At 72.5% G+C, this 12,302-nt stretch carries 9 protein-coding genes and 1 pseudogene; 3 read left to right on the top strand and 7 right to left on the bottom strand.

Annotated features, from left to right (window positions below):
- Positions 1-8: 8 nt before the first annotated feature.
- Positions 9-1,109, bottom strand: a complete 1,101-nt coding sequence (locus tag ACW14Y_RS21670; RefSeq protein ID WP_380440199.1) for a GntR family transcriptional regulator — start codon at positions 1,107-1,109, stop codon at positions 9-11.
- A gap of 199 nt (positions 1,110-1,308) precedes the next feature.
- Positions 1,309-2,106, bottom strand: coding sequence for a carbon-nitrogen family hydrolase (locus tag ACW14Y_RS21665; RefSeq protein WP_380305847.1), 798 nt, complete (start codon positions 2,104-2,106; stop codon positions 1,309-1,311).
- Positions 2,107-2,281: 175 nt separating this feature from the next.
- Between ACW14Y_RS21665 and ACW14Y_RS21660 the strand changes: the two genes are divergently transcribed.
- Together ACW14Y_RS21660 and ACW14Y_RS21655 are read left to right on the top strand one after the other, a co-directional pair.
- A complete protein-coding gene (locus ACW14Y_RS21660) occupies positions 2,282-3,103 on the top strand; it encodes a maleylpyruvate isomerase family mycothiol-dependent enzyme (protein WP_380305845.1) in 822 nt (273 codons plus the stop codon).
- A gap of 150 nt (positions 3,104-3,253) precedes the next feature.
- Entirely contained in the window at positions 3,254-4,090 is an 837-nt protein-coding gene (locus tag ACW14Y_RS21655) for a BRO-N domain-containing protein (protein ID WP_456983002.1), read from the top strand.
- Positions 4,091-4,152: 62 nt separating this feature from the next.
- On the opposite strand, the pseudogene ACW14Y_RS21650 reads toward ACW14Y_RS21655, so the two are convergent.
- Together ACW14Y_RS21650 and ACW14Y_RS21645 are read right to left on the bottom strand one after the other, a co-directional pair.
- Positions 4,153-5,497: pseudogene (locus ACW14Y_RS21650) on the bottom strand (MFS transporter).
- 75 nt (positions 5,498-5,572) lie between these two features.
- Complete coding sequence (locus ACW14Y_RS21645) at positions 5,573-6,808, bottom strand: M64 family metallopeptidase (protein ID WP_380305838.1); 1,236 nt, start codon at positions 6,806-6,808, stop codon at positions 5,573-5,575.
- A gap of 384 nt (positions 6,809-7,192) precedes the next feature.
- Here ACW14Y_RS21645 and ACW14Y_RS21640 point away from each other — a divergent pair, with 384 nt between their 5' ends.
- Entirely contained in the window at positions 7,193-8,155 is a 963-nt protein-coding gene (locus ACW14Y_RS21640; protein ID WP_456983000.1) for a hypothetical protein, read from the top strand.
- A gap of 338 nt (positions 8,156-8,493) precedes the next feature.
- Here the strand turns inward: ACW14Y_RS21640 and ACW14Y_RS21635 are convergent, their stop codons facing one another.
- From ACW14Y_RS21635 to pdhA, 3 genes are read right to left on the bottom strand one after another with little or no spacing between them, the layout of a single operon-like run.
- On the bottom strand, positions 8,494-9,936 hold the full coding sequence (locus tag ACW14Y_RS21635) for a dihydrolipoamide acetyltransferase family protein (RefSeq protein WP_402723139.1): 1,443 nt from the start codon (positions 9,934-9,936) through the stop codon (positions 8,494-8,496).
- Positions 9,937-9,951: 15 nt separating this feature from the next.
- Complete coding sequence (locus ACW14Y_RS21630) at positions 9,952-10,926, bottom strand: alpha-ketoacid dehydrogenase subunit beta (protein ID WP_380305834.1); 975 nt, start codon at positions 10,924-10,926, stop codon at positions 9,952-9,954.
- Positions 10,926-12,068, bottom strand: a complete 1,143-nt coding sequence (pdhA, locus tag ACW14Y_RS21625) for a pyruvate dehydrogenase (acetyl-transferring) E1 component subunit alpha (protein WP_030392469.1) — start codon at positions 12,066-12,068, stop codon at positions 10,926-10,928. Before pdhA ends, ACW14Y_RS21630 begins: the two co-directional genes overlap by 1 nt.
- Positions 12,069-12,302 lie beyond the last annotated feature (234 nt).

Below are 12,302 nucleotides of genomic sequence, written 5' to 3'. Positions count from 1 at the left end.
CGCCCACCCTACCGGCCCGGCGCGCGATGCGGATCGGGCCGTCCCTCGGGCAGTTGGCCGGACGGCGGTTCGGGCAGGCGGCGGCCGAACCGTCCGTACGGGACCGACCTCGGTTGCGGCACCAGGCCGAGGCCGAGGCCCAGTTCACGGCCCAGCTCGCGGCCGAGGTCGCGCTCCCGGCCCGGCTCCGCCGGGTGGTGCGCGGTACCCGGCTCCGACTGCTCCGACCCGGCGCTCCCCTGGCTCCCCCGGCTCCTCGGGGTCTGCACGGCGCCCTCCGGCCGCGGAGCGCTCCCCGCCCCCGCGTCCTCACCGGTCCGGGGCGCCCCGGCCGCCGCCGGCCCGTCCTCGGCCCCGGGACCGCCCGGGGCGGCGACCGGGCGACCGGTCAGCAGCGGCAGCACCCCGACCGACTCCACCTGCTGCCCGGCCAGCTCGGCCAGCAGTCCGACGGTGAAGAGGTTGTACTCGCAGACGATCCGGTGCACGCGCGGCACGTCGCGCGCCTCGATCGCGTCCACCAGATCGAGGTGGCTGTCCCAGCAGACGCCGCCCAGCTGCGGCATCGACCGCAGGTACCGCGCGGCGAACATCCACGACTGCACCCGCAGCCAGTCCAGGTAGTCGGCGATCCGGCGGTTGCCCAGCAGGCCGGCCACCTCCTGCCAGAACCGGCGGTCGCAGCCCACCATCACGTCCAGGTTGCCCGCCCGGGCCGCCCGCACCGCGGCGTCCGCCCGGCGGCGCAGCGAGGGCAGCCGGCTGTCGTCCGGCGGGCCGGGGTTCACGGCCAGCCGACGGAAGTAGCTGTCGGTGATCAGCACCCGGGACTCGAAGATCTCCCGGAAGTCGTCCCAGCCGAACTCGGGAACGGTGAAGCCCCGGTGGTGCTCGGCCCGGAGCAGCCCCTGCGCGGAGAGGTCGACCAGCGCCTCGCGGGCCGGGGTCGCCGAGACCTCGTAGAGCTCGGCGATCTCCTTGACGGTGAAGTTCCGCCCGGCCGCCAGCCGGCCGGCCATCATCTCCTCGCGCAGCGCGCCCGCGATCTGCTCGCGCAGGCTGTTGCGCTGGATCACGGGACGGTTGCCGCCCGCGCCGGTGCCGAACATGCGCGCGACCTCCTCGGGCGGGCTGGCGGCCTGACGGGACAGACCGGCGGAAGAACGGCTGGTAACACGACGAGGGCTCATCTTCTCAAAAAGGACACGGCTGTGTACAAGCCCCCCACATGCGTCTGCCCGCGCCCTGCCCGCCCGGTCCGCACTCCGGGCCCGCCCGTGCCCCGCTCCGGCCCCTCCGGGGGTGCCGTCAGCGCTGGACCGGCGCCGGGATGCCGAGCAGCCGGTCCCGGTGCACCGGGAACTCCGCCCGGGCCTTGGCCACCTCGGCCGGATCGAACTCCACGGTCAGCACCTCCTCCCCGGGCCCCGCCTCGCCCAGCACCCGGCCCCACGGGTCCACCGCGATGCTGTGGCCGGCCTGCTCCACCCCGCCGTGCGTGCCGGCCGTGTTGCAGGCCAGCACGTACGCCTGCTCCTCCACCGCGCGCGCCCGGTTCAGCAGCGTCCAGTGCTCCCGCCGCCGCGCCGGCCAGGCCGCCGGGACCACCAGCACCTGCGCACCGGCGTCCAGCAGCGCCCGGAACAGCTCCGGGAAGCGCAGGTCGTAGCAGGTCGCCAGGCCCAGCGTGCCGACGTCGGTGGCCGCGGTGACGATCTCCTGCCCGGCACCCATCACCACCGCCTCGCCACTGTCGAAGCCGAAGCGGTGGATCTTGCGGTAGGTGTGCACCAGCTCGCCGTCCGGGGCGAACAGCAGGGAGGTGTTGTAGATCGGCCCGTCCGGATCGCGCTCGACGATCGAACCGGCGTGCAGCCAGACGCCCGCCGCCTTCGCCGCCGCCGCCATCGCGTCCGAGGTCGGCCCGTCCAGCGCCTCGGCGCCGTCCGACCAGAGGTCGTAGGCGAAGCCGCCGAGCGCCCAGAGTTCGGGCAGGACCACCAGGTCGGATCCCTGCTGGGCCCGTACCAGGGCGGCCGCTCGGGCCCGCCGTTCGGCCGGGGGCTCCGTGTCGGAGACCACGAGTTGGATCAATGAAGCGCGCACAGTACCACCGTCCACGGCAAGAGTCCTACGATCGTCACCCGAAAGCGCTGCCCTGCTCTCACCGGGCAGCGTAACGTGCGGTTAGCGTGTGCGCCCGGGACCCGGACCTTCCCGGCCGGTCCCGGAACGCGCGGACACGCGTGGCAAGGCAGCTGACGGAGGGCCGGAGATTCCCGTGACGGACAACCAGACCGTGCAGGCGTACACCGACGCGTGGACGCAGTCCATCGAGGCGATATCCGAACTGGTGGCCCCCCTCCCGGAGGGCTCCTGGAACCGGGCCACCGAGTGCCCCGGCTGGTCCGTCCGCGACGTCGTCTCGCACGTGATCGCCGTCGAGTCCGAACTCCTCGGCGACCCGCGCCCGATCCACTCGCTGCCCCGCGACCTGATGCACGTCACCACCGATGCCGCCCGCTACCTCGAACTGCCCGTCGACAAGCGCCGCTGCCACACCGCGCTGGAGATGACCGGCGAACTGGACTACACGATCATCCGCCGCTCCCGGGCGCTGCGGAACGCCAAGCAGATGCCGAACGAGCCGGTCCGCTGGCCGGCCGGCCCGCAGAGCCGCGACATCCCGTACCACGAGCTGCTCCGGCTGCGCGCCTTCGACGTCTGGGTGCACGAGCAGGACCTCCGCCGCGCCCTCGGCACCCCGGGCAACCTCGACTCGCCGGCCGCGCTGGTCTCCCGCGACGTCCTGCTCCAGGGCCTGCCGAAGGTCGTCGCCAACCGGGTCGGCGCCCCGGCCGGCAGCACCGTGGTCGTCGACGTCACCGGGCCGGTCGAGTTCCTGCGCACCGTCCGGGTCGACTCCTCCGGGCGCGGCAGCGTGGACGAGTCCATCAGCCTGGCCCCCGACGTCCAGCTGACCCTCGACTGGGAGACCTACGTCCGCCTCGCCTGCGGCCGGGGCCGTCCCGGCTCGGTGATCGTCGAGGGCGACCGGGAGCTCGCCGAGCGGGTCCTGGCCAACTTCTCCGTCACCCCGTAGTCCTTCCGTTCACTCGCCCGGCGTACACGGACCGTGCGCGCCGGGCGAGTGCGCCTCGTGCTCCCGTACGCCATGTTGGAACCAATACCCCCCCCCTGTTCGCCGTCGTTGTTCCGGGCAGCGTCACCCGGAAGAAGGAGGGGCGTCCAGATGGACGACGAACAGACGGTGCAGGGGCGGATGGAGCTGGTCCGGTCGAGCTTCCCGGTCACGGGCCAGCCGATCAGGGTCGTGATGATCGACGGCGAGCCGTGGTTCGTCACGGCGGACGTGTGCACAGTGCTAGGTCGCATGAACCCGAGCCGGGTCCGTCAGGTTGTCGGACTCGAACACACACGAGTCGTCAACTCGCGCGCGATTAACCTAACTTTCGGGAAGGTTAATCGCGTTTCCCCAGGTGATAAACCCTACGAGCGCGGCAATCCACTGCTGAACGTGGTCAGCGAAGCCGGCCTCTACAAGCTGATCATGCGCTCGAACAAACCGAGCGCCAAGCCGTTCCAGGAGTGGGTCAGCGGTGATCTTCTCCCCTCTGTCCGGCACGGAGAGACCGACATCCCGACCCAGCAGCGGCGGATGGCGGAGACGCTCAGCGAGGCGATCGGGCAGCAGGTGTACGTCGTCGCGCGGATCGAGCACGAGGACTGGCCGGGCCTGACCGTCCACTCCGACGGCACGGTCCACTGCCAACACGGGGAGATGCGTCTCCGGCTGCCCGGCCAGGACGACAGCGGGCCACCGTTCGGCCCGTACTTCGAGTGCCCGGGCGGGGAGCACGTCGGGATCCGGGGCAGCCGGGTCGTCCCGGGCTGCCCGAAGCTGCGGATCGTGGACCTGGTCCGGATGCGGGACGAGGCCCGGTCCGGGCCGGAACCCGGAGCCACACCCGTCGGCGGCCACGAGAACGTACTCGTGGAGATGCACGGTGCACGGATCTTCGGCACACCACCGCAGATCGCCGAGTTCATGCGCGAGTACCGAGGCTGACGAGAATGGGGGTAACCATCAGTGAGACTGAGGGTTACCCCCATTTCCGCAGGTCAAAAACCCTACGCCGCCACCGCCGAGAGCCTCCGCCGCAGCCGCAGGATCATCACCGTGCCCACCGCCATCGGCACGTACTGCCAACAGAACGCCCAGCGGAAGGCGCTCGCCGAGTACCCGTCCGCCCCGGCCGGGGTCAGGACGTCGAGCAGGACGCCGATGCCGAACAGGGTGATCATCGTGCCGATGAATCCGCCCATGTTGACGATGCCGGAGGCCGTGCCGAGGCGCTCGACGGGGTTGCGGGCGCGGGCGTAGTCGAGGCCGACCAGTGAGGCGGGGCCGTTGCTGCCCATCACCAGGATGATCGCGACCAGCAGCCAGAGCGGTGGGTGCCCCTCGGGCCAGGCGAGGGTCACCGCCCACAGCAGCGAGGTGACGCCGATGGTGGTGAGCACGATCGGCATCCGGGCCCGGGAGGTCCGGGAGAGCAGCCGGCCGAAGAGGAAGCCGAAGCTCATGTTGGCGAGCACCAGCAGGGTGAGCAGCCCGCCGGCCTCGGTGCGGGTCATGCCCTGGGCCTGGACCAGGTAGGGCAGGCCCCACAGCAGGCCGAAGGCGTTGCCGGGGAACTGCGTGGTGAAGTGGATCCAGAGCCCGAGCCGGGTGCCCGGCTCCTGCCAGGCGTCCCGCACCTGTCGGCCGACGGCGGCCCGGGGCCGCCCGTCCGCCGGGGCGGCCGGGGCGGGGCCCTCCGGCGACTCGCGGAGGAAGAGCGCGACGAGCGCGAAGACCGCGATGCCCAGCAGGGCGATGGCGGTGAAGGTGGGCGTCCAGCCCTCGCTGTGCAGCGCCTGGGCGAGGACGACGGTGGTCACCAGGTTGCCGCTCATCCCGGCGAGGCCGGTCAGCTGGGCGACGAGCGGGTTCTTCGCGGCGGGGAACCAGCGGGCGGCGATCCGCAGCACGCTGATGAAGGTCATGGCGTCGCCGCAGCCGAGCACGGCCCGGGAGGCGAGCGCGGGGCCGAAGGCGTCGGAGAAGGCGAAGGCAAGCTGGCCGGTACTGAGCAGCAGGACGCCGAGCAGCAGGACCTTGCGCGGGCCGAACCGGTCGACCAGCACGCCGACGGGTATCTGCATGGCCGCGTAGACGAGGACCTGGAGGATCGAGAAGGTGGAGAGCGCCGATGCCGAAGCGGTCGGCGGCGTCCAGGCCGGCCACGCCGAGGCTGGTGCGGTGGATGACGGCCAGGACGTAGACGCTGGCCCCGATGGACCAGGCGATCCAGGCGGCCCGGCCCCCGGGCGGCTGCCGGGGGGCGGCGTCGGGGCCGCCGGTGCGGTCGGCTGTGGCGCGAGGAGCGGAGGCGGACAGGGGGCGGGCTGAACGGGCTGGCTCCACGGTCATAGTGGCCCCAGATTAGTCATCCCATCATTGGATGCCCAGGGGTGGGGGCCACCCCGGTCCGCCTCCCGCCCCGCCTCAGCCGGGCACCGTCCAGGAGACCGAGCGGGTCATGTAGCGCTCCCGGAAGGCCTCGTCGCGCACCCAGTCCGTGGTGTCCCGGACGGTCGCCGTGACGGTCGCCGCGTGCCCGGGCTCCAGCGGCAGGGACGCGGTGTCCAGCCAGCTGCGGTCGGCCGCCTGCGGCTCGACCGGGACGCCGTCCACCGTCCAGTCCACCCGCAGCTGCCGGGCACCGGTCAGCGGGACCGGCCGGACCTCCAGCCGGGGGCGGCCGGTGACGTCGCCGGGGGCCGGTACGGCGGTGTCGGTGGGCCGGATCCGGCGGTAGATCTCCTCGATGATCGCTTCCCGGGAGGGCAGGTTGTAGGCCCCGCCGAGGGTGCGCATCACCGAGTCCGGGGTGGGCCGGTAGATGCCGTTGGCGCTGCGGTAGGCGCCGATGGTCCCGGCGCCGTCGGGGGACTCCGCGCCGAGCCAGCGCCACCACTTGGACTGCTTGCGGCGCATGTCGTCGGCGTTCTCGGTGGAGAGGTTGGGGTAGTCGGCGTCGTCGGGCGCACTGTCGTACTCGTCGCCGAGGTCGCCGACGGTGTGCCCGATCTCGTGCTGGATGATCCGGCCGGCGTCGGGGCTGCCGCCGGCCAGGGTGGTCACCCCGGTGCCGCCGGCGCCGCCGTACTCGGTGGAGTTGGCCAGCGCGATCAGGTACTGCGGACCCTCGCCGCGCCCGGCGAACCGGGCCGTCGCGTCCTCGTCGGCGCAGAGCAGCCGGGCGGTGCCCTCGCACCAGAAGTGCATGCCGAGCGGGGTGGCGGGGCTGCGGCCGCGGCTCTCGGTCTCGGCGATGCCGGAGACCGGGGAGACCACCTCGACCCGCCTTATGTTGAAGAACCCCTGGTAGCTGCGGAACGGCTCGATCTCCATCAGCGCGCGCCAGGCCCGGTCGGCCTGTTCGCGGAACACGTCCTGCTCCTCGGCGGTGTAGCCGTCGCCGAGCAGGACGAGGGTGATCCGGTTGGCCGGGTCGCCGGTCCGCCGTATGTCGACGGTCGGCGCGTCCCCGGCGGTGCGCAGATCGGCGTGCTGCGCCGAGGTGTGCGGTGGGACCGCGCGGTCGGCCGGGGCACCGGCCCCGATCACCCCGAACGGTGAGGGGCCGGCCAGTTCGAGCGCGGCCGGGAGTACGGCGGTGGACACCAGCACGAGCGCGGCCAGACTCCGGACGATCCGGCCAGGGTTGCCAGGCGGCATACGGGTGCGTCCTCGACGTTCCGGTCACCCGCGTCGCCCGGGTGGTGGACGCGAAGACGTACCCGCCCCGGCGTGTCGTCCTCACGGAACAGCGAAAAAGTCACCGAGCTGGCCGAACGACAAGGATCTGACCAGTCATACCTATGAGTCCAACCAGGCGGTTCTCGATCACCAGCCGTGACCTTGGAATCACCGAAAATAGTCATGAGAATCTTTGGTTCGTCCTGGAACTGCCACCCCCGGATCGCTGTCTGTACCAGCGAAGGACGCGGGAGAGAGCATGACCGGCCAGGCCGGGGGGGCGCTTCCGACGCGACGGGGCGATCCGGCCACCTTCGAAACCACTCACCACCATCACGACACCAGACCTTGGGGGGTCCTGTCATGCGCACGTCCATCATGCCCGCTTCCGCGAAGAACACCGTCGTCCGCCGCCGCGTCGCGGCCGTCGCCGCCACCGTCCTGCTCGCCGGCTCCGTCCAGCTGCTGACCGCCGAGTCGTCCTGGGCCTGCGACGGGGCCGGGTCGGTGTCCGCCGCCGGCGGGGCCGCGGCCGCCGGGGCCGCCGAGCACCACGGCGACATCTCCGTCGCCTTCACGAACCCCCAGGAGGACGGCCAGAGCGCCACGGCCGGAAAGCCCGTCGAGGTCACCATCGCCGTCAACAACTCCACCGGCGCCCCGTACCGGGATGTCCACCCGGTGCTCTACGTGGACAGCAAGTCCGGCAACAGGCTCTCGGAGTACACGGTCGAGGCCGCCACGCCCAACGGCTGGAAGAAGCTCGCGCTCAAGCAGCCCTGCGGCCCCGCGATGGTCGCGGACACCAGCTCGCTGACCATCCAGGACTTCGCGGACGGTCGGACCGCCAGCTTCCGCTTCCGGGTCACGCTTCTGGACAAGGCCGCCCGTGTGAAGTCGTTCGGTGTCGGCACCGCGGTGGAGGTCGGCTCCGTCCAGCACGGCAGGGGTGCCGGCCGCACCTTCCTGGTGGACCTGCCCGAGACGTCCAAGCCCGCCCCGACCACCACCGCCAAGCCCGCCGACCCCAAGGCCTCCCCGGCCCCGAAGCCGGCCCCCGCCAAGGAGACGGCCAAGGAGACGGCCAAGCCGGCCGCCGACGCGGCGCCCGCCAAGGAGACGGCGAAGCCCGCCCCGGCCGCGCCCGTCGCACCGAAGAGCACCCCCTCCGCCGCCCCGGCCACCACCGCGCCGGCCGGCACCCCGGAGCTCGCCCAGACCGGCGCCGACACCCCGAACGGCCTGCTCGCGGGCATCGCCGCCGGCGTCGCCGCGCTGGGCGCGGGCATGGTGCTCACCGTCCGCCGACTGCGCGCCCGGCGCTGACCCGGACGCCGCCGCCGTCCACGAACGACGGACCGCTCCGGGGCCCTCCTCCGCGCCGCACCGGCGCCGGGGGAGGGCCTCCGCCGTGGGTGCTGCGGAATTCCCGACGGAACGGCGACAACCCCGCCCGGAGTCGGACGTCCCACACATCAGAGGACGAAACCTGGAGCCGCGCCATGTACGAGCAGACCCACGGGCAGACCCGCCGGCACACCACCGCCGTCGACCGCACCGACGACGACACCGCCTGGTCCTGAGCCCCGCCGGGACCGCAGAACGAAGGGGCCCGACTCCGCACGGCGGTGCGGAGTCGGGCCCCTTCATGTCTTCCCGGTGGCTCAGCCCCAGGTGATCAGGCGCTTCGGGTGCTCCAGGATGCCCGCGATGTCGGCCAGCACCTTGGAACCCAGCTCGCCGTCCACCAAGCGGTGGTCGAAGGAGAGGGCCAGCGTGGTGACCTGACGCGGGACGACCTTGCCCTTGTGCACCCACGGCAGTTCCCGGACCGCCCCGAAGGCGAGGATGGCCGCCTCGCCGGGGTTGAGGATCGGGGTGCCGCTGTCGACGCCGAAGACGCCGACATTGGTGATCGTGATCGTGCCGCCCTGCATGTCGCCGGGCGCCGTCTTCCCCTGGCGGGCCGTCTCGATCAGCTCGCCGAGCGAGACCGCCAGGCCGGAGAGGGTCCGGGCGCCGGCGTCCTTGATGTTGGGGACGATCAGACCGCGCGGGGTGGCCGCGGCGATGCCGAGGTTCACCTGGCCCTTGATGACGATCTCCTGGGCCGCCTCGTCCCACTGGGCGTTGATCCCGGGGTGGCGCTTGACCGCGGTGAGCAGCGCCTTGGCGACCAGCAGCAGCGGGCTGACCCGGACGTCCCGGCCCAGCTCGCCGCTCTCCTTGAGCCGGCGGACGAACTTCATCGTCCGGGTCACGTCGACCTGGACGAACTCGGTGACGTGCGGGGCGGTGAAGGCCGAGGCCACCATCGCCTGCGCGGTCGCCTTGCGGACGCCCTTGATCGGCACCCGGACGTCGCCCGCGCCGGGCAGGACCACGGCGGTCGACACCGGGGCGGCGACGGCCGGCTCGGCGGCCGGGGCCTCGACGGGGGCCGGCGCCGGGGCGGCGGCGGCCGCCGCGTGGGCGTGCAGGTCGTCACGGGTGATCACGCCGTCCGGACCGGTCGGGGTGACGGCCCGGAGGTCGATCCCGAGGTCCTTGGCGAGCTTGCGCACCGGGGGCTTGGCCAGCGGCCGGTCACCGGACACCTCGACGGCCGCCACCGGCACCGGGGCCGCGACGGGCGCCGGAGCGGGCGCCGGAGTCGGCACGGCCGCCGTGGCGGTGGCCGTGACCGTGGTGCGCCGCGCCCGGCGCTGGCTGCCGCCGGTCCGCGGACCGTAGCCGACCAGCACCTCGCGCCGCTCGGGCTCGGGCGCCTCGGTGGCCTCGACGACGGGCGCCGGGGCCGGGGCGACCGCCGGGGCGACGGCAGCGGCGGCGACGGGCGCCCCCGCCGCTCCAGCCACCGCGACCGAGATGATCGCGGTGCCGACGTCGACGGTCGCGCCCTCCGGGAAGAACAGCTGCTCGACGACCCCGGTGAACGGGATCGGCAGCTCCACGGCGGCCTTGGCGGTCTCCACCTCGCAGACGACCTGCCCGTCGGTGACGGTGTCACCCGGCTTGACGTACCAGCTGAGGATCTCGGCCTCGGTCAGGCCCTCGCCCACATCGGGCATCTTGAACTCGCGGAGCGAGCGAACTTCGGTGGTCATCAGCGCTCCCCGGGATCAGTACGCGAACGCGCGGTCGACGGCGTCGAGCACGCGGTCCAGGTCGGGGAGGAAGGACTCCTCGACCCGGGACGGCGGGTACGGCGCGTAGTAGCCGCCGACCCGCAGGATCGGCGCCTCCAGGTGGTAGAAGCACCGCTCGGTGAGCCGGGCGGCCAGTTCGGCGCCCATGCCCAGGAACACCGGGGCCTCGTGCACCACGATGCCGCGTCCGGTCCGCTTGACGGACTCCTCCAGGGCGGCGAAGTCGACCGGGGTGAGCGAGCGGAGGTCGACGACCTCCAGCCGGCGGCCGTCCTCCTCGGCGGCCGCGGCGGCCTCCAGGCAGACCTTGACCATCGGCCCGTAGGCGATCAGCGTGGCGTCGGCACCGGGGCGGACGATCCGCGCGTCGTGCAGGCCCAGGTCGGCCGAGTCGCCGACCTCGCCCTTGTCCCAGTAGCGGCGCTTGGGCTCCAGGAAGATCACCGGGTCGTCCGACTCGATGGCCTGGCGCAGCATCCAGTGCGCGTCGTGCGCGTTGGACGGGGTCACCACCCGCAGACCGGCGGTGTGGGCGAAGTACGCCTCGTGCGACTCGCTGTGGTGCTCGACCGCGCCGATACCACCCGCGTAGGGGATGCGGACGGTGACCGGCATCTTGACGTGCCCGAGCGCGCGGGCGTGCATCTTGGCCAGCTGGGAGACGATCTGGTCGAAGGCCGGGTAGACGAAGCCGTCGAACTGGATCTCCACGACCGGGCGGTAGCCGCGCAGCGCGAGGCCGATCGCGGTGCCCATGATGCCGGACTCGGCGAGCGGGGTGTCGATCACCCGGTCCTCGCCGAAGTCCTTCTGCAGGCCGTCGGTGATCCGGAAGACGCCGCCGAGCTTGCCGATGTCCTCGCCCATCAGGACGGTCTTCGGGTCGCTCTCCAGCGACTTGCGCAGCGCCCCGTTGAGCGCCTTGGCGATGCTGAGCTGGCCGGCCATCAGTGGTTCTCCCCCGCCTCGAAGGAGGCCGCGTACTCGATGTACTCGGCCCGTTCCTCATCGACCAGCGCGTGCGGCTCCGCGTAGACGTGGTCGAAGATCAGGGTGGGGTCGGGGTCCGGCATGCTGCGCACGCCCTCGCGCACCCGCAGCCCGAGCTGCTCGCTCTCGGCCTCGATCGAGGCGAAGAACTCCTCGTCGGCCAGGCCCTCCTTCTCCAGGAGGGTGCGGAGCCGGGTGATCGGGTCCTTGGCCTTCCAGGCCTCGGTCTCGTCGGCCGCCCGGTAGCGGGTCGGGTCGTCGGAGGTGGTGTGCGCGCCCATCCGGTAGGTGAAGGCCTCGATCAGCACCGGGCCGTTGCCGGTGCGGGCGTGCTCCAGGGCCCAGCGGGTCACCGCGAGGCAGGCCAGCACGTCGTTGCCGTCGACCCGGATGCCCGGGAAGCCGAATCCGGAGGCCCGGCGGTACAGCGGGATCTTGGTCTGGGTGGTGGTGGGCTCGGAGATCGCCCACTGGTTGTTCTGGCAGAAGAAGACCACCGGCGAGTTGTAGACCGAGGCGAAGGTGAAGGCCTCGTTGACGTCGCCCTGGCTGGAGGCGCCGTCGCCGAAGTACGCGATCACCGCGTCGTCGGCGCCGTCCTTGGTGATGCCCATCGCGTATCCGGTGGCGTGCAGGGTCTGCGCGCCGATCACGATGGTGTACAGGTGGAAGTTCTTCTCGTTCGGGTCCCAGCCGCCGTGGTTCACACCGCGGAACATCCCGAGCAGGTTCAGCGGGTCGACGTCGCGGCACCAGGCCACGCCGTGCTCGCGGTAGGTGGGGAAGGCGTAGTCGCCCGGTCGCATCGCGCGGCCGGAACCGACCTGGGCCGCCTCCTGGCCCAGCAGCGAGGCCCACAGGCCCAGCTCGCCCTGGCGCTGCAGCGAGGTCGCCTCGGCGTCGAAGCGACGCACCAGCACCAGGTCACGGTAGAGGGCCCGGAGCTCGTCCGCCTCCACGGTGAGCGGGAAGTCCGGGTGTTCGACCCGCTCGCCTTCCGGGGTGAGCAGCTGTACGAGCTCCGGCTGGGCGTCCTTGGCCGTGGCGCGGACGCCGGGGGCAGCCTTCTTGCGGGCCCTCGCCGTGCTTTTGACGGTCACGTTCACTCCTCGGTCTGTCCGGCCGCCCGGGGTCGCCGGTGACCGGTCCGGTCACCGCCTCGCGGGGCGCGCGTGGGTGTGCGCACCCGCAGCGGGGCAGGTGGTGATCCTTTTCCGACGGCGTCCCTCACGAGAACGTTACCCAGCGTCCGTCCTCGACGCGTCTGCGCTAGGACGTCCTACTTGTTCGGGGTCTACAAACCGCGCGTGTGGCGCAGCTCTCAATTCGGTCGC

The organism is Kitasatospora sp. cg17-2 (genome assembly GCF_054031055.1).
The sequence above is the reverse complement of the archived record's forward strand: the minus strand, read 5'-3'. Positions and strand labels throughout refer to the sequence as shown.